This is a genomic window from Janibacter sp. Y6, assembly GCF_040900765.1.
Taxonomy (GTDB): domain Bacteria; phylum Actinomycetota; class Actinomycetes; order Actinomycetales; family Dermatophilaceae; genus Marihabitans; species Marihabitans melonis.
The window spans coordinates 993,578-1,010,642 of the sequence record NZ_JAKLYZ010000001.1; the positions used below are offsets into that span (position 1 = coordinate 993,578).

The following is a 17,065-nucleotide window of genomic DNA, read 5'->3' on the forward strand; positions in this document are numbered from 1 at the left end:
TGGAAAGAGGCGTACCCGCCGTGCCCGACCAGCCTGATGGCCCCACCAACCTCAGCGACTTCGGTCCGAACGAATGGCTCGTCGACGAGCTCTTCGAGCAGTACAAGCAGGACAAGAACCTCGTCGACAAGGCGTGGTGGTCCTACTTCGAGAGCTACCGACCGGGTGAGGCGAAGGGGGGCAACGGCCAGTCCCCCGCCGCCCCGGCGCAGGAGGCGAAGGCTCCCGCGAAGGCGCCGGTGACCCAGGAGGCCAAGGCACCCGCGAAGGCTCCGGCCAAGGCACCAGCCAAGGCCCCGGAGAAGAAGGCCGAGCCGGCCACCTCCGAGCCCAAGGCCTCCCCTGCCGCGAAGAGCTCGACGGCGAGCGAGAAGAACGCCGACGTCAAGGAGGCGACGGCGCCCACGCCGCGCGACCCCGACAAGCCGAAGGTCGAGGCGCCCTCGCAGCGCGAGGACGAGACGGTCCCCCTTCGCGGCGCCGCTGCCCGCGTCGTGTCCAACATGGAGGCCTCGCTGGAGGTGCCCGTCGCGACCTCGGTCCGCGCGGTCCCCGCGAAGCTGCTCATCGACAACCGCGTCGTCATCAACAACCACCTCGGCCGCGCCCGCGGCGGCAAGGTCTCCTTCACGCACCTCATCGGGTACGCGATGGTCAAGGCGCTGACGAAGATGCCGTCGATGAACGTCGGCTTCACGACCGACGAGAAGGGCAAGCCGGTCCTCGTCAACCCGGCGCACGTCAACCTCGGCATCGCCATCGACCTGCCCAAGCCGGACGGCTCGCGCTCGCTCGTCGTGCCCTCGGTCAAGGGCGCCGAGACGATGACCTTCAGCCAGTTCTGGGCGGCCTACGAGGTCGTCGTGAAGAAGGCCCGTGACAACAAGCTCACCGTCGAGGACTTCCAGGGCACGACGATCTCGCTGACCAACCCCGGCGGCATCGGCACGGTCCACTCCATCCCGCGCCTCATGAAGGGCCAGGGCGCCATCATCGGCGTCGGCGCGCTGGACTACCCCGCCGAGTGGCAGGGGGCGAGCGCCGAGACGATCGCGCGCAACGCCGTGAGCAAGCTGCTCACCCTCACCTCGACGTACGACCACCGGATCATCCAGGGCGCCGGCTCCGGCGAGTTCCTCGCGATCATCCACCAGCTGCTCCTCGGGCAGCACGGCTTCTACGACGAGATCTTCGAGAGCCTGCGCATCCCCTACGAGCCGGTGCGCTGGGTCCAGGACATCTCCGCGACGCACGACGACGACATCAACAAGGTCGCCCGCGTCCAGGAGCTCATCCACGCCTACCGGGTGCGCGGCCACCTCATGGCCGACATCGACCCGCTCGAGTACAAGCAGCGTCGCCACGCCGACCTCGACATCACGAGCCACGGCCTGACCCTGTGGGACCTCGAGCGCAACTTCGCCACCGGCGGCTTCGGCGGCGAGTCCTTCCTCAAGCTGCGCAAGATCCTCGGGATCCTGCGCGACAGCTACTGCCGCAGCACCGGCATCGAGTACATGCACATCCAGGACCCCGAGCAGCGCAAGTGGATCCAGGACCGCGTCGAGGTCGGCTACAAGCGGGCCACGAGCGACGAGCAGCTGCGCATCCTGCGCCGGCTCAACGCCGCGGAGGCCTTCGAGACCTTCCTGCAGACGAAGTTCGTCGGCCAGAAGCGCTTCTCGCTCGAGGGCGGCGAGTCCGTCATCGCGATGCTCGACCGCATCCTGTCCAACGCCGCGACCGAGGGCATCGACGAGGTCGGCATCGGCATGCCGCACCGCGGGCGCCTCAACGTCCTGGCGAACATCGCCGGCAAGAGCTACGGCCAGATCTTCCGCGAGTTCGAGGGTCAGCTCGACCCCCGCTCGGTCCAGGGCTCCGGCGACGTCAAGTACCACCTCGGCACCGAGGGCGAGTTCACCGGCGACGACGGCTCGAAGACCAAGGTCTACCTCGCCGCGAACCCCAGCCACCTCGAGGCGGTCAACCCGGTGCTCGAGGGCATCGTGCGTGCCAAGCAGGACCGGCTCAACCGCGGTGGCGAGGACTTCCCCGTCCTGCCGATCCTCATCCACGGCGACGCGGCCTTCGCCGGTCAGGGCGTCGTGGCCGAGACCCTGCAGCAGTCGCAGCTGCGCGGCTACCGCACGGGCGGCACGATCCACGTCGTCATCAACAACCAGGTCGGCTTCACCACCGCGCCGTCCTCGAGCCGCTCCTCGGTGTACTCCACCGACGTGGCCCGGATGATCCAGGCGCCGATCTTCCACGTCAACGGTGACGACCCGGAGGCGTGCGTGCGCGTCGCCGAGCTCGCCTTCGCCTTCCGCCAGGCGTTCCACAAGGACGTCGTCATCGACATGGTCTGCTACCGCCGCCGCGGTCACAACGAGGGCGACGACCCCTCGATGACGCAGCCGCTCATGTACAACCTCATCGAGTCCAAGCGCTCGGTGCGCAAGCTGTACACCGAGTCGCTCATCGGTCGCGGTGACATCACCTCCGACGAGGCCGCCGCGGCGCTCAAGGACTACCAGGCCCAGCTCGAGCGCGTCTTCGTCGAGACGAAGGAGGCCCTCAAGGCCGGCACCCCCGCGGCCCAGGAGCGCGACGAGGACTCCTCCTCCGAGGTCGACGACAACGCCGGTCTCGAGCGCCCGACCTCGCAGTCGAGCGACGCCCCGCGTCGCACCGCTGCGGAGACGGCGATCTCCGAGACCGACCTCCACGCGATCGGCGACATCTTCGCCAACCCGCCGAGCGACTTCACCGTGCACCCGAAGCTCGCGCAGGCCATGGCCAAGCGTGCCGAGAGCGTGCACAAGGGCGGCATCGACTGGGCCACCGGCGAGCTCCTCGCCTTCGGCTCGCTGCTCCTCGACGGCACCCCCGTGCGCCTCACCGGTCAGGACAGCCGCCGCGGCACCTTCGTGCAGCGGCACGCGGTCCTCATCGACAAGGCCACCGCGGAGGAGTGGACGCCGCTGAACTACCTCGGCGCCGGCCAGGCCCGCTTCTGGGTCTACGACTCGCTGCTCTCCGAGTTCGCGGCGATGGGCTTCGAGTACGGCTACTCCGTCGAGCGGCCCGACGCCCTCGTCCTCTGGGAGGCGCAGTTCGGCGACTTCTGGAACGGCGCGGCGACGATCGTCGACGAGTTCATCTCCTCCTCGGAGCAGAAGTGGGGCCAGAACTCCTCCGTCGTGCTCCTGCTCCCCCACGGCTACGAGGGCCAGGGGCCGGACCACTCGTCCGCCCGCATCGAGCGCTTCCTCACGCTGTGCGCGCAGAACAACATGACGGTCGCCTACCCCTCCACGCCGGCGAGCTACTTCCACCTGCTGCGTCGTCAGGCCTACAGCCGGCCGCGTCGTCCGCTCATCGTCTTCACCCCGAAGTCGATGCTGCGGCTCAAGGCCGCGGCCAGCGCGCCGGAGGACTTCACGCAGGGCAGCTACCAGCCGGTGCTCCCCGACCGTGACGGCCCCACGGGCGAGAAGGTCGACCGCGTCATCATCGCCAGCGGCAAGGTCATCTACGACCTCGAGGCCGAGCGCAAGAAGCGCGGCGACGACGCGACGGCGATCCTGCGTCTCGAGCGCTTCTACCCGCTCGCCGGCGCCGAGCTCGCCGAGGCGCTCGCGCAGTACCCGAACGCCGAGGTCGTCATCGTGCAGGAGGAGCCGCAGAACATGGGCGGCTGGCCCTTCCTCGCGCTCAACCTGCCGCAGGCCCTGGCCGAGCACGGCGAGCAGCGCCCGCTGCGCGTCGTCGCCCGTCCCGCGAGCGCCTCGCCCGCGGCCGGCACGGCCAAGAAGCACGCGGCGGAGCAGGCGGCGCTCATGCAGGCCGCCTTCGACCGCTGATCGGGGCCGCGTGTACTTCACCGACCGCGGGATCGAGGAGCTGACCGCACGCCGGGGTGACGAGTCCGTCACCCTGGAGTGGGTCAGCGACCAGCTGCGCACCTTCGTCGACCTCCACCCGGAGTTCGAGACGCCGGTGGAGCGGCTGGCCTCGTGGCTGGCGCGGCTCGACGACGACGAGCTGGACGACGAGTAGGTTGGCGACATCATGAGCACCGACCCGCAGTTCACCCCCAGCGCCGCCGTCGCGAGCGCGCCCGGAGACGACGGAGAGCGGCGCGTGAGCGTCGTCTTCATCGGCGACTCCTTCGTCGCCGGCGTCGGTGACCCGAAGGCCCAGGGCTGGGTGGGTCGCGTCATGGGCCGCACGGTCCTCGACGGGGCCCACCTCGCCCACTACAACCTCGGGGTCGGCGGGCAGACCTCGGGCGACGTCTCGCAGCGCTGGCTCACCGAGGCACCGCTGCGGTGGGAGGGCGCGAGCGACCGTCGGCTCGTCGTGTCCTTCGGTCGCGCGGACGCCGAGACCGGGGTCTCGCTCGCGCGTCACCGGCTCAACCTCGCGAACATCCTCGACGAGTGCGCGAGCCGGGGGGTCGCCCCCTTCGTCGTCGGTCCGGCACCCGCCGCCGACGCGGAGGTCGACGCCCAGCTGACGCAGATCACCGAGGCGCAGCGCGACGTGTGCGAGCGCCGCGGCGTCCCCTTCGTCGACGTCTTCGCGCCGCTCGCCGGCCACGAGCAGTGGGACTCCGACATGGCGAGCAGCCTCGACGGCGTCCACCCCGGCCAGGCCGGCTACGGCCTCATCGCCTGGCTCGTCCTGCACCACGGCTGGAGCGACTGGATCGCCTGACCGGTCCGCTGCGACCCCCTTCGTGCCCCGGCGCGACGGGGGTCGCTGCATGTCCAGCCGGTGGTCTCGAGGCTCCCGCCCTGGCGGGCAGTCGCACCTCGACCAGCGACGCTCGCCGAAGCGTCCCGCCGACCAAGCCCGGATGGGGCGGTCGACGGGACGCTGTGGACGCCGTGGGCGTACCCCCTTCGCCTGTGGATGCCGAGTCGAGGTACCCAAACGAGCCCTGACTCACGCGGGCACCTCGACCCGGTCAGGGGGAGGCGAAGGGGGACGAAGGGGTCAGCCGGTCGCGAGCGCGCGGAGGCGGTCGAGGCTGCCGTTGAAGACGTTCTGGTCGATGGGGGTGTCGGAGTACTGCCAGAAGGTGTAGTAGCTCCAGCCGGTCGGCAGGGTGCCGGCGGCGGTGCTGTACCGGGCGATCCACAGCGGCACCTCGGCGGCGAAGCGGGTGTCGTGGCCGACGCACTGGTTCCACCAGTTCGTGTTCGTGTAGATGACCGGCGCGCGGCCGGTGCGGGCCTTGTACCGCTTCACGAAGTCCTAGATCCACGTCACCATGCCGGCCTGCGTCTTGCCGAAGCAGGTGGCGCCGTAGGGGTTCCACTCCATGTCGAGCGCACCGGGGAGGGTCTTGCCGTCCGCCGACCAGCCGCCGCCGTTGTTGACGAACCAGTCCGCCTGGGCGGTGCCGCTCGAGCGGTCCGGCAGCGCGAAGTGGTACGAGCCGCGGATGAAGCCCTGGGTGTAGGAGCCGGTGTACTGGTGGTTGAAGGACGGGCTCTTGTAGCTCGTGCCCTCCGTGGCCTTGACGTACGCGAAGCGCTTGCCCGCCGCCCACTGCCCCGCCCAGTCGACCTGGCCCTGCCAGTTCGAGACGTCGATGCCGTTGACGGTCGCGGTGACCCCGGACTCGCGCGCGGCGCTCGTGTCGAGCTGACTGGCCTTGAGCGGGGTGCCTCGCTCGCGCCAGCCCATGTAGGCCTGACCGGGCTCGGTGATGCCCGCGGAGCGGGCGCCGGAGGTGGGCTCGGGGGCCGGGGCGTTCCCGGCCGTGGCGGTGGGGGCCACCGCGGTGAGCGCGGCGACGGCGGCGGTGGCGATGAGGGCTCGGCGCATGCTCGAAGGCTAGGAGCGAGCCCAATCCCCCTGCACCCCATGGGGATCCATCGTCTGGTCAGGAGTGCGTCAGCCCAGGTCAGTGCGCGGTCAGATGAGTCAGCGAGGCGTCGCTTCCCCCCTGACAATGCTTGGCTTACACTGTAAGCCGACCATCAGGGGCCCCCGGCCCGACCGCAGACCGATCGACCCGGACGCGTAGGATCACCACCCAACCGCTCGCCAGCGACAGGGGTAGGTGCATGAGCGCAGCAGACGCATCGGCGAAGGGGTCCTCGAAGCCTCGTCTGAGCCGAGACCTCGTCGTGCGGTCGGCCCTGGCCTACATCGACGCCGAGGGAGCCCAGAAGTTGACGATGCGATCGCTGGGCAGCGCGCTGGGGGTCGAGGCGATGTCCCTCTACCGCCACGTCTCCGGCCGTGAGGACCTGCTCGAGGCCGTCGTCGCCGAGCTGCTCCGGGGCCTCGAGGAGGACCTCGACGCCGAGCTCTCCGAGACCTGGCAGGGCTACCTGCAGACCCTCGCCCACGTCGTGCGTCGGGTCGCGCTCGACCACCCCCTGGCCTTCCCCCTCGTCGCCACCCGGCACCCGGCTGCCCCGTGGCTGCGCCCGCCGCTGCGCAGCCTCTCCCTCGTCGAGGACTTCCTGCGCACGCTCATCGGCCACGGCTTCACCGAGGGCGGCGCCGTGCACGCCTACCGCTCCTTCAGCAGCTTCCTCCTCGGGCACCTCCTGCTCGAGTCGGTGGTCCAGGGCGCCGAGACCTCTCCCGTCGACCAGCCACTCGACGAAGGGGGTGCGCAGATCCCCGAGGGGGACGCCGAGCTCGACCTCGCCGACTTCCCCACCGTCGCACGTCTGCGCGAGGCGCTGAGCGAGGACCACTCCAAGGAGGAGTTCGAGATCGGTCTCGAGACGCTCATCGAGCGCATCGAGATGCACGTCTCCCAGTAGCCGCACGCAGCGTCGACGGGCCCGACCCCAGGGGGCCGGACCCGTCCTCACCTGCGCAGCTGACCCGCGCGGCCGACCCCTCAGTCGTCGAGCGCGATGTCGTCGAGAGCGGTGTCGTCGATCTTGCGGTGGTACCGCATGCCGGCCCGGCCGCCGAGCACGGCGCCGACGAGGGTGACCACGGCGACGACGACGAGCGCGATGACCCCCGTCGTCACGGCGTCACCCGTCCCCACCGGGATCCGCGGCAGCGCGTCGAGCTGAGCCAGCGCGTCGAAGCGGTCGCCCGCGACCAGCCCGAGCACCGCGGCCAGGACGGCGACGACGACGGCCCACAGCCACACGGCGACACCCTGCCGGGCTCCGTCGAAGCGTGACATCCGGCCCGCGACGTACCCGCCGGCGAAGTAGCTGACGAGCAGGATGAGCAGGGTCGCCACCACGCCCGCGATGCCCACCGCCTGCGGGTCACCGCTCGCGTCGGCGACAGCCTCGTCGACGCTGGTCTTCGTGCTCATCCCGATGGCGGTCCCCGTCGCGGCCACCACGGCGGCCAGCAGGACGGTCAGACCGACCGCGGTGAGCCACCCGAAGAACGCGGCGCCGATCTTCATCCCGCCGTAGGCGCGCTCCTGACGCTCGCGCAGGTCCGCCGCGCCCGTCTCTGCGTGACGGTCCCGACCCCCTTCGCCGGCCCTGGGGTCGTGCCGACGGGTGAGGCCGTGCTCGTCGGCGCGTCGTGCGCGGCTGCCCTCGGGCACACCGCCGTCCATGCTCGTGCTCATCGTGCGTCTCCTCTCGTGGTCGGGCTGCGCGAGCCCCCCACGGCCACGGGCCGTGGGGGGCTCACACGGGGGTGCTCAGGCTCGGTCGGTACGACCGCGCTGGGCGTCGTCGGGCAGGTCAGCCTCGATCTGCTCCTTGCGGACCTGCTCACTCACCTGCTGCTCGTCGGTGACGGTCTCGGTGCCGAGCGCGACGCGCTCGACGGGGACCGTCTCCTTGTCGACGACGACGCGCTCCTGCATGAGCGTGACCTCGTGCTCCTCCTCGGTGAGGTCACCACCGGAGAGCGCCTCGCCGCGGTTGGCGTCGGTGATCGGCTCGCGCTCGATGCGGACCTCCTCGCGCTGCACCGGCACGGTCGTCGTGACGTCCTCGGTGACGATGTACTTGCGCAGCCGGGCACGTCCCGCGGCCACCTTCTCGGTGTGCACGTCGAGCCGCTCCTCGGAGCGGGTCATCGCGTCGTCGGTGTTGGGACCCGACGTGTCGTGGCCGTCGCCGCGGACGCCACGGTCACGGCTGTCGTCGCGGTCGCCGCCACGGTCCAGACCGCCCTGCACCGGAGCCTCGGCACCGTCGTCGGAGATCCCGTAGTAGCGGTAGAGCTCGGCCTCGTCGTCCGCGTCGAGGTGTCCGTCGGCGTCCACGCGGGGAGCGTCCTTGATGACGTCCTTGGCGTAGGCCACCTGGATCTCGTCGTCACCGCGCACGGTGGCACCGCGAAGGGGGACGAAGGTCTCGCTGGTCCCGAAGAGACCGGTGTTAGCGGTGACCCACTCGGGCTGCCCGGTCGAGTCGTCGAGGTAGATCTGGCCGATCTTGCCGACCTTGTCGCCCGCCGTGTCGACGACGACGCCGCCGGTGGCGAGGGTACGAACCTGCTCGGAAGTAATCATGCGATCCTCCATGTCGTTCGATGGGTTTACAACGTAAACGTAATGGCGCCCAGGACGTCCAGACCCTGGAGCGGGTCCCCTCCTTTGGGGTGTGATCCGCCGGTCATGGCGTCCGTGGGTGCCGGCTCAGCGCTGGTCGCGGTCGAAGGGGACGTCGGCCGCCTGGGCGCCGCCGACGGGCCGGGTCCGGGCCTCGGCGGCCTGCGCCTCGGCCTTTGCCTGGCGGGCCTGCTGCGAGACGGAGGGAGCCTTGGCCGCCTCGTCCTTGATGTTCTGCGCCTCGCGCTCGGCGGTGCCGAGGTAGCCCTCCCAGCGGGCCTGCATCGGCTTGATGAGCCCGCCGCCGACACCGACGACGAGGATGCCGCCGATGGTCGCGAGGACGGCGATGAGGACCGGCATGGTCACCGTCGTGGCGATGCCGACCTGGTCGAGGGCCGCGATGATGCCGAGGCCGATGATGAAGGCGCCGGCGATGTTGGCCAGGACGCGGCCGTAGGACAGCCCGCCCAGGGTGTTGGCGACGAGCTCGCGGACCGCCGTGGCGATCGCGGCGGCGAGGACGACGATGACGATCGCCACGACGACGCTCGGCAGGAAAGCGATGACGCGGGTCAGCAGGTCGCTGATCGGGTTGGGGCCGAAGACCCCGAAGGCGAGCTGCAGCACGAAGAGGACGAGCGTGTAGTAGACGACCTTGCCGACGATCGACGAGGCGTCGTACTGCGACTTCGCGAGGGCGCGCTTGACGCCGCCCCGCTCGACCGCGCGGTCGAAGCCGACGCGCTCGAGGATCGAGTCGACGGCCTTGCCGAGGATCTTCGCCACGATCCACCCGATGACGAGGATGACGAGGAAGAGGACGATCTTGGGGACGTACAGGGCCAGGGCGACCCACAGCTGGTCGAGCGCGTTCTGCATCTGCTTCTCCTGAAATGCGTCGGTTTACGCCGTAAGTCAGCGCATTCCAAGAATGGTGGCAGACTTGTAAGCATGATCGAGCGAGAGGCACCCCCCTGCCCGAGCTGCGGGCAGGTCAGCGCCTCTGATGTGACCGACCGCCGCTTCGACGCCCAGGGCGAGCACGAGAAGACCACCTACATCTGCCCCGACGGCCACACGTGGAGCGCCGAGCGCTCGAGCAGGCCCGAGGGACGCCTCGTCGCCCCCCTCCGCGCAGCCCTCACCCGCCGCGCCACCCGCCGCCTCCACCGCAAGGGCTGAGCGGCGTCACATCGCTGGTCGGGTGCGACAGGCCGGCACTCGGTGGTTGAGGTGCGACGAGCGCAGCGAGGATCCTCGAAACCAGGGTCCGTTGGTTTCGAGGCTCAGGCCTGGGCGGCCTTCACACCTCAACCACCACGACTCACCGTGCGAGGTGCGCTCGAAGCCTCTCGTCCTGGTCCACCGGCGCCCAGCCGGTGGCGGCGATCTTGTCGAGCGACAGCGTGCTGTGGCGGGGGCGGGGGGCCATGGGGCGGCCGTCGGCGTACTCGGCCGTGCTCACGCCCGTGACCTCGGACGCCGACCTCCCCCGCAGCTCGAAGACCGCCGTCGCGACATCGGCCCACGACCGGCTCGCTCCCCCGCTCGTCACGTCGTACGTCCCCGCCGGAGCCCCGACCTCGAGCAGGTGCGCGACCGCCCCCGCGAGGTCGTCGGCGAAGGTGAGCCGCCCGTGCTGGTCGTCGACGACGCGGGGGGACACCCCTTCGTCGGCCAGGCGGGCCATCGTGTCGACGAAGTTCGCCCCGTCACCGATGACCCACGACGTGCGGAGCACGTAGTGGCGCGGGACGACGGAGACGGCGAGGTCGCCGGCGGCCTTGCTCTGCCCGTAGACCCCGAGCGGCGCGAGCCCCTCCTCCTCGTCGTGCACCTCGGCCGTGCCGTCGAAGACGTAGTCGCTCGAGACGTGCACGAGGGTGAGGTCGTGGCGCACGGCGAGCGCGGCGAGCCGGGCGACGGCGGTCGCGTTGGCGGCCCATGCCTCGCGCCGGCCGGGCTCGCTCTCGGCGTGGTCGACGGCGGTCATCGCGGCGGCGTTGACGACGACGTCGACCCCTGACCAGTCGAAGGCCTCGAGCGCCGCCGGGTCGGAGATGTCGAGCTCGGCGCGGGTGAGCCCGCGCGCGTCCGGCAGCGCCCGCACGAGCGCACGGCCCACCTGGCCGCGGGCGCCGAGGACGAGCACCCGCTGCGCGGCCCGGGCGAAGGGGGTGACCCCCGCCAGGGTCGGGTTGCCCCGGTCCTTGTCGCTGATCTCCGCGCGCTCGAGCGGGATCGGCCACGCGATGGCGGCATCGGGGTCGTCGAGCGCGAGCGCGGGGTAGGTGAGCCCGGGCTGCCAGTGGGCGTTGACGAGATAGCTGTACGCCGTGCCGTCCTCGAGCGCCTGGTAGGAGTTGCCGACGCCGCGCGGCACGAAGACCGCGACCCCCGGGTCGACCTCGACGGTCACCGTCGTGCCGAAGCCCTCGCCCTCGCGCAGGTCGACCCACGCGCCGAAGACCCGACCGGTGACGACGGAGACGAGCTTGTCCCACGGCTCGGCGTGGATGCCACGCGTGGCGCCCGCGCTGTCGTTGTACGAGACGTTGTGCTGCACCGGCCCGAAGTCCGGCAGCCCGAGCGCGGTCATCTTCGCCCGCTGCCACGACTCCTTGAACCACCCGCGCGCGTCGCCGTGCACGGGCAGGCGCAGGACGAGCAGCCCCGGGATCGCGGTGGTCTCGACGCTCAGCTCAGCCACGGTCAGTGCCCCTTCGCCGCGTACTTGGCCTCGGTGGCCGACTTCTGCGGGCGCCACCACTCCTCGTGCTCGCGGTACCACTGCACCGTGCGCTCGAGCCCCTCGCGGAAGTCGCCGTACCGCGGCTCCCAGCCGAGCTCGGTGCGCAGCCGCGTCGAGTCGATGGCGTAGCGCATGTCGTGCCCGGCCCGGTCGGTGACGTGCTCGAAGTCGTCGGGGTCGCGCCCCATGATCTCGAGGATCGCGCGTACGACGGTGAGGTTGTCCTGCTCCCCGTCGGCGCCGACGAGATAGGTGCGGCCGCTCTCCCCCTTCGCGAGGATCGTCCACACGGCGCTGGAGTGGTCGTCAGCGTGGATCCAGTCGCGCACGTTCGCCCCGGCGCCGTAGAGGCGCGGGCGGACCCCGTCGATCAGGTTGGTGATCTGGCGCGGGATGAACTTCTCGACGTGCTGCCACGGGCCGTAGTTGTTCGAGCAGTTCGAGATCGTCGCGGGGATGCCGAAGGAGCGCACCCACGCGCGCACGAGGTGGTCGCTGCCGGCCTTCGTCGCGGAGTACGGGCTCGACGGCTGGTAGGGCGTGGCCTCGGTGAAGCGGGCCGGGTCGTCGAGCTCGAGGTCGCCGTAGACCTCGTCGGTCGAGACGTGGTGCAGCCGGGTGCCGTGGCGGCGCACCGCCTCGAGGATCGTGTACGTGCCGATGATGTTGGTCCGCACGAAGGGGGACGGGTCGGCCAGCGAGTTGTCGTTGTGCGACTCGGCGGCGTAGTGCACGACGGCGTCGGCCTGCTCCACGAGCGGGTCGACGGTCTCGGCCTCGGCGATGTCGCCGACGACGAGCCGTACCCGGTCGGCGGGCAGGTCGGCGAGCGAGGCCTCGCTCGAGGCGTACGTCAGCTTGTCGAGGACGGTGACGTGGGCGTCGGTCGTCGCGACGACGTGATGGACGAAGTTGCTGCCGATGAAGCCGGCTCCCCCGGTGACGAGCAATCGGTGCATGCCTTGCAGGGTATGGGTGCCCGAGGTGCGCGCACCGGGCTTCGGCAGATCCCGTGCGGCGCAGGGCTGCCCCTCCTACCGTGGGCGCATGACCGAGGACCGCGGACCGACCTTCGACGGGGTGCGCATCGGGCGGCCCGCGACCGGGGCGCTCGTCGACGCGGGCTACCGCTCGCAGGCCGACCTCCCGGAGGACCTCGAGGAGCTGCTCGCGCTGCACGGGGTCGGCCCGAGGGCCGTCCGGCTGCTCGACGAGGCACGCAGGGCCACGTGAGGGCCTGATCTCCCGGCTGACGCGCTTACGATCCCCGCAGCCCGTCACCCACCCGAGGAGCTCACGATGGCCGGTCCGGCCGTGATCAAGAAGGTCGCCATCCAGATCGCCGGATGGCTGCTCGTGCTCGTCGGCATCGCCGCGCTCTTCCTGCCCGGCCCGGGGCTGCTCGCCCTCTTCGCCGGCATGGCGCTGCTCGCGACGCAGTACGAGTGGGCCGAGCGCCGGCTCGAGCCGGTGAAGAAGGCGGCCCTGCGCACCGCGGCCGACAGCGTCTCGAGCTGGGGCCGGATCGCCCTGTCGGGCCTGCTGATCGTCTTCCTCGTCGGCGCCGGCGTCGTGTGGGGCCTGCAACCGCCGGTCCCGTCGTGGTGGCCCCTCGACGCGAAGTGGTGGCTCCCCGGCGGCTGGGGCACCGGCGGCTCCCTCATCGCCTCCGGCGTCATCGCCGCGGCGATGCTCGTCTACAGCTGTCTCAACTTCCGCGGCATCCGCGACGACGAGGCCCGCGAGGACCAACGGGTCTGACCGGCCCGCTGAGCATCCGCACGTGACCGAGCAAGCAAGACCCCGGCCTGGGCTCCATTCGTGCAAACTGCTGACGCCCAACACGTCCGTGTGCCACGATCCCTGCATCTCAAGGATGGGGGAGACAGATGGAAGACAAGGACAAGAACGCGCTCGCCGCCGGAATCATCGGCGGAATCGCTGGGACGGTCGTTGCTGGACCGTTCGGCGGCGCTGCGGGGGCGGCAGCCGCGGGAAAGGCCGCTCATACGTTCACGCAAAGTAAGCCAGCACCCGCGAGCAGTGGATCTAAGGGTCCCAGTGAGCCCCAGTCCCGGGCCTGATGGCAGGTTCGTGCGTGTTGACTCCACGCACGTCGTCGAGGTGACGGATGAAGAGGACGGCCTAGCCCCGATCTTGGACCCGGACCTCCTCGCCGAGGTTGGCCCAGTGGCATTCGCACTGCTCAAGAGTTTCGGCTTGCACGCGAGGAAGGTGTACGAGCTCAGCCCAGAGTCGGCGGATCTGCTCATCGACGCTCGATTGGACACCGTCGGCTCCTACTTTCGAGGAGTTCTGCGATCCGACAAGGGCCAGGTCTCCCATCAACTGCAGCTACGCGAAGTTGAGGCGCGGACGTTCTCCGCGATCGAAGCACTCACCGCAGTGCAACTCTTGGTCATTCAACAGCAGCTGCGTCAAATCAAGGTCTCTGTCGACGCTGTAACCCGCGACGTGCGGCACGTCGTTCGTGCCCTAGAGATCGAGCAACGCTCGCAGGTCGAAGCAGCGCTCGACACGGTCCGCAGGGTGCGTGCCATCGCCGGAACAACCGGCGCAGTCGACGACTCTGACTGGTCGCGAGTCGCGCATCTGGAGCAAGTCTTCAAGGCAACCCTTTTGGGGGTGGAGAACGAACTACTTCTCAGGCTTAACGGCGCCACGTTCGGGGCATCCCCACAGGCGGACGCAACGGCGATGCAAGACGTCGATACCGCCCGGGTGGCCGCCCTCGTCGACCTGATGTGCGTCCTGCACAGCGCTTTGCGCGAGTGGGACGAGACATATCTGTTGTACAAGCTCACGCGTGGTGAGGTGACCGACACCCATCTGGAACAAGTCGTTCGCGACATGCGGTCGAGGAACGACAGAGGGGTGAAGGTGCTCGAAGCCGTAACACAGACGACGGACCGCTCGATGTCAGCACATCCCCGAGGGATGTTCCACCGACTCCTAACCAACGGTCTGGTCGTCGGTGAGCGCGAAGACGAGAAGAATCTGAAGGTTGTCACTCTCGGCAGGCAGAGGCTGCAGAAGCTGTCGAAGGACTACGAACCTTTCGGCCGATCACTGGTCTGGCCCGATGTGTCCGGCGCCCGCACCGCCGTTGCCATCGAGTCTGCCTAAACCCGCCCACCGGGAGCGCTTGCGCCCGATCGCTCAGCCTTCACAACTCATAGCTGGAGGACCTGCAATGCGCGGCATCATCCTCGCCGGGGGGACCGGCTCGCGACTGCACCCGATCACGCTCGGGACGAGCAAGCAGCTCGTGCCGGTCTACGACAAGCCGATGGTCTACTACCCGCTGTCGACGCTCATGCTCGCGGGGATCCAGGACGTCCTGCTCATCACGACCCCGCACGAGGCCGACGGCTTCCACCGGCTGCTCGGCGACGGCTCGCAGATGGGCATCAACCTCACCTACGCGGAGCAGCCCTCGCCGGACGGTCTCGCGCAGGCCTTCGTCATCGGCCGCGACCACCTCGCCGGTGGCAAGGCGGGCCTCGTCCTCGGCGACAACATCTTCTACGGGCCGGGTCTGGGCACCCAGCTGAGGCGCCACCACGAGATCGACGGGGCCGCGATCTTCGGCTACCGCGTCGCCGACCCGACCGCCTACGGCGTCGTCGAGGTGGACGGCGAAGGGAGGGCGATCAGCCTCGAGGAGAAGCCCACCAGCCCGCGCAGCGACCTCGCGGTGCCGGGCCTGTACTTCTACGACGAAGGGGTGGTCGACCGCGCCGCCGCTCTGCGCCCGAGCGCCCGTGGCGAGCTCGAGATCACCGACCTCAACCGCGGCTACATGGAGGAGGGGCGCCTGCAGGTCGAGGTCCTCCCCCGCGGCACGGCCTGGCTCGACACCGGCAGCTTCGACTCGCTCAACGACGCGAGCAACTACGTCCGCACGCTCGAGGGCCGGCAGGGCCTCAAGGTCGGCTGCCCCGAGGAGGTCGCCTGGCGTATGGGCTACATCGACGACGACGGCCTGCGCGAGCGCGCCGAGCCGTTGGTGAAGAGCGGCTACGGCCAGTACCTCTTGAGCCTCCTCGGGTAGGTCATTATGTTCGAATTTGTGAAAGTAGTTCGTTGGGCAGCGCCTGGGGCAATCTTCACCGTCCTAGCCGCAGGATGGGCAAACTATTCACGCACCGTAATCAACTTGAGCCTGGCACCGCAGGACAGCCTCGACCCCTAAGTCTCTATCGGACTCGCCGGAGTGGAACTGGCTACCCCACCCATCGGGTTCCTGCTTTACCAGCTGTACTACTTTCAGCACAGCAGGCCCTTCAGATGGCTTTCAGTGGTGCAAGCAGACATCGGCCATCAAGTACTATCCGCACTGCATAAGGGCGGCTGCACCCATGGCCCGAAGCTGCTGCGGGTTGACGACGTGAACTATGAGACGCCCCGTCAGCCGGTGCGATTTAAGATCCCCGGACGCACGGCGGGGATCAAGATCGGGCCACCGACTGCGAGGGGACGACGCGCTTCGGTACGCGGGCGGTCGGTGGCTAAGGGGTCTGTTGCCGACTCCACGCATGCCTCGACCCGTAAATCGGGAACACGCACAGGAATGATCGACGTCACGAAGTAGAGATTTCAATAGTTCGACCCGGAGCATCAAAGAATGCGTTCTATTTTCGTGCAATGTCGTCAGCGTGACGTATGAGACGAGAGTCCCTGCGCGAAGCTCAGCTGCCAGATATGGAGCGCCATGCTCCTCCCATCTTACGCTTTCTCCGTGCACGAGACATCCAAAGATGGGTGAGGATCCGAACGCCAATCCAATAGCGCTGCCCAGTATGACTGCGTACCGAGTGGAATCCATGGTGTGATAAATGTCAGCAAGGCGCCTGATTTCGGCGAGTTTGCTCCTGTCTTCCACTCGGGCAATTACGAACTCAAGTTTGCACCAATTGTCTTCGCGCTTGATAATAGGTATGTAAATTCTCTCGAGACCCGCCCCACTTGTATGTATGGGGAATGGGATTGCCTGTTTGCTCGGTACCTTCTTGGATTATTCAGTGCGGCTTGTGCCAGCCCAGGTCCAAGATCAACCCGTAACACGCTCCAGCCACACGACGCGCTCCACCGCGGAGTCGATCTCCCGGGCCATCACGTCGAAGGCAGCGTCCTTCCGGCGGTACGGGTCGGACGTCGTCGACGCCCTCCGCCACACGTGCACGACCGCGCTCCCGCGCGAGATGCGTCGGGATCGCCGCCCACCGCTCCTCAGGAGTCTCGAGCCCAGCCAGGCGCCCGGTCCAGGGCTGCGGCTGCTCGGCCGAGTCGATGAGCCGGGCGATCTCCTTGATCGTGTACGCACGCTTGAGCAGCCGCGGCGCGTACGACAGCACGGCCTTGCGGTGCTCGACCGTCATCGGCAGCATGAGATCGATCCAGTCGAGGTCGCCCTCGCTGATCTGCCGGGCACGGATGTCGGTGTGAGTGATGCCCTTCGCGTCGAGGTGTCGGGCACTCCCTGACTCGACGGAGTGGTCCACGAGCGCGCCGACACCGGTGCTGCTCACCTCGAAAGCACCAGGCCGGACTGACTTCAGCCCCTGGGCGAGCAGCAGGTGGGCGTAGGGCGACCGGCAGATGTTGCCGGTGCACACGGTCCTTGCACAACGTTGGCTCGATGCGCTTTGAGGGGTTTTCACCCACCTACCGTCCTGGGTGAGGTCGGCCAGGTCCGACAGCCCATCCAACACCTGGGCACGAGTTTGGGCTGGCATAACGCGTCGTTATGCTTCGAAGGTCGTCCC

At 69.2% G+C, this 17,065-nt stretch carries 15 protein-coding genes and 1 pseudogene; 9 read left to right on the forward strand and 7 right to left on the reverse strand.

The window, feature by feature from the left end:
• Nucleotides 1–20 precede the first annotated feature (20 nt).
• From L6241_RS04615 to L6241_RS04625, 3 genes are read left to right on the forward strand one after another with little or no spacing between them, the layout of a single operon-like run.
• Nucleotides 21–3,869 (forward strand): multifunctional oxoglutarate decarboxylase/oxoglutarate dehydrogenase thiamine pyrophosphate-binding subunit/dihydrolipoyllysine-residue succinyltransferase subunit, encoded by a 3,849-nt coding sequence (locus tag L6241_RS04615; protein ID WP_368245068.1) that lies wholly within the window; start codon nucleotides 21–23, stop codon nucleotides 3,867–3,869.
• Nucleotides 3,870–3,879: 10 nt separating this feature from the next.
• Nucleotides 3,880–4,065: a DUF6104 family protein gene (locus L6241_RS04620; protein ID WP_068277920.1), complete on the forward strand. Its 186-nt coding sequence runs from the start codon at nucleotides 3,880–3,882 to the stop codon at nucleotides 4,063–4,065.
• 12 nt (nucleotides 4,066–4,077) lie between these two features.
• Nucleotides 4,078–4,725 (forward strand): GDSL-type esterase/lipase family protein, encoded by a 648-nt coding sequence (locus L6241_RS04625; protein WP_123092069.1) that lies wholly within the window; start codon nucleotides 4,078–4,080, stop codon nucleotides 4,723–4,725.
• A gap of 282 nt (nucleotides 4,726–5,007) precedes the next feature.
• Here the strand turns inward: L6241_RS04625 and L6241_RS04630 are convergent.
• Nucleotides 5,008–5,844 (reverse strand): annotated as a pseudogene (locus L6241_RS04630) (lysozyme).
• A 242-nt stretch (nucleotides 5,845–6,086) separates the two neighbouring features.
• On the opposite strand from L6241_RS04630, the gene L6241_RS04635 reads away from it, so the two are divergent.
• Nucleotides 6,087–6,800 (forward strand): TetR/AcrR family transcriptional regulator C-terminal domain-containing protein, encoded by a 714-nt coding sequence (locus tag L6241_RS04635; RefSeq protein ID WP_368245070.1) that lies wholly within the window; start codon nucleotides 6,087–6,089, stop codon nucleotides 6,798–6,800.
• A gap of 80 nt (nucleotides 6,801–6,880) precedes the next feature.
• Here the strand turns inward: L6241_RS04635 and L6241_RS04640 are convergent, their stop codons facing one another.
• The 3 genes from L6241_RS04640 to L6241_RS04650 all read right to left on the reverse strand — a co-directional run bounded on the left by L6241_RS04640 (nucleotide 6,881) and on the right by L6241_RS04650 (nucleotide 9,403).
• On the reverse strand, nucleotides 6,881–7,585 hold the full coding sequence (locus L6241_RS04640) for a hypothetical protein (protein WP_368245072.1): 705 nt from the start codon (nucleotides 7,583–7,585) through the stop codon (nucleotides 6,881–6,883).
• Nucleotides 7,586–7,660: 75 nt separating this feature from the next.
• Nucleotides 7,661–8,482 carry a PRC and DUF2382 domain-containing protein gene (locus L6241_RS04645; protein ID WP_354587026.1) on the reverse strand — a complete coding sequence of 274 codons (822 nt, stop codon included), beginning with the start codon at nucleotides 8,480–8,482 and terminating at the stop codon, nucleotides 7,661–7,663.
• Between the two features lie 126 nt (nucleotides 8,483–8,608).
• On the reverse strand, nucleotides 8,609–9,403 hold the full coding sequence (locus L6241_RS04650; protein WP_368245074.1) for a hypothetical protein: 795 nt from the start codon (nucleotides 9,401–9,403) through the stop codon (nucleotides 8,609–8,611).
• A 72-nt stretch (nucleotides 9,404–9,475) separates the two neighbouring features.
• Here L6241_RS04650 and L6241_RS04655 point away from each other — a divergent pair, with 72 nt between their 5' ends.
• Nucleotides 9,476–9,706, forward strand: coding sequence for a hypothetical protein (locus L6241_RS04655; RefSeq protein ID WP_368245075.1), 231 nt, complete (start codon nucleotides 9,476–9,478; stop codon nucleotides 9,704–9,706).
• 142 nt (nucleotides 9,707–9,848) lie between these two features.
• On the opposite strand, the gene L6241_RS04660 is transcribed toward L6241_RS04655, so the two are convergent.
• Nucleotides 9,849–11,234 carry a sugar nucleotide-binding protein gene (locus tag L6241_RS04660; RefSeq protein WP_368245076.1) on the reverse strand — a complete coding sequence of 462 codons (1,386 nt, stop codon included), beginning with the start codon at nucleotides 11,232–11,234 and terminating at the stop codon, nucleotides 9,849–9,851.
• 2 nt (nucleotides 11,235–11,236) lie between these two features.
• Entirely contained in the window at nucleotides 11,237–12,235 is a 999-nt protein-coding gene (gene rfbB / locus L6241_RS04665) for a dTDP-glucose 4,6-dehydratase (RefSeq protein WP_368245077.1), read from the reverse strand.
• An 88-nt stretch (nucleotides 12,236–12,323) separates the two neighbouring features.
• Here rfbB and L6241_RS04670 point away from each other — a divergent pair, with 88 nt between their 5' ends.
• The 4 genes from L6241_RS04670 (at nucleotide 12,324) to rfbA (ending at nucleotide 15,351) form a co-directional block, all read left to right on the forward strand.
• The gene (locus L6241_RS04670) at nucleotides 12,324–12,509 is read left to right on the forward strand and encodes a helix-hairpin-helix domain-containing protein (protein ID WP_191564288.1); all 186 of its coding nucleotides are present in this window, start codon (nucleotides 12,324–12,326) and stop codon (nucleotides 12,507–12,509) included.
• 66 nt (nucleotides 12,510–12,575) lie between these two features.
• On the forward strand, nucleotides 12,576–13,037 hold the full coding sequence (locus tag L6241_RS04675; protein ID WP_368245078.1) for a PGPGW domain-containing protein: 462 nt from the start codon (nucleotides 12,576–12,578) through the stop codon (nucleotides 13,035–13,037).
• A gap of 333 nt (nucleotides 13,038–13,370) precedes the next feature.
• Nucleotides 13,371–14,423 (forward strand): hypothetical protein, encoded by a 1,053-nt coding sequence (locus tag L6241_RS04680; protein WP_368245079.1) that lies wholly within the window; start codon nucleotides 13,371–13,373, stop codon nucleotides 14,421–14,423.
• Between the two features lie 67 nt (nucleotides 14,424–14,490).
• Entirely contained in the window at nucleotides 14,491–15,351 is an 861-nt protein-coding gene (gene rfbA, locus L6241_RS04685) for a glucose-1-phosphate thymidylyltransferase RfbA (RefSeq protein WP_368245080.1), read from the forward strand.
• Between the two features lie 967 nt (nucleotides 15,352–16,318).
• On the opposite strand, the gene L6241_RS04690 is transcribed toward rfbA, so the two are convergent.
• Nucleotides 16,319–17,035, reverse strand: a complete 717-nt coding sequence (locus L6241_RS04690; protein ID WP_368245081.1) for a hypothetical protein — start codon at nucleotides 17,033–17,035, stop codon at nucleotides 16,319–16,321.
• Between the last annotated feature and the right edge of the window lie 30 nt (nucleotides 17,036–17,065).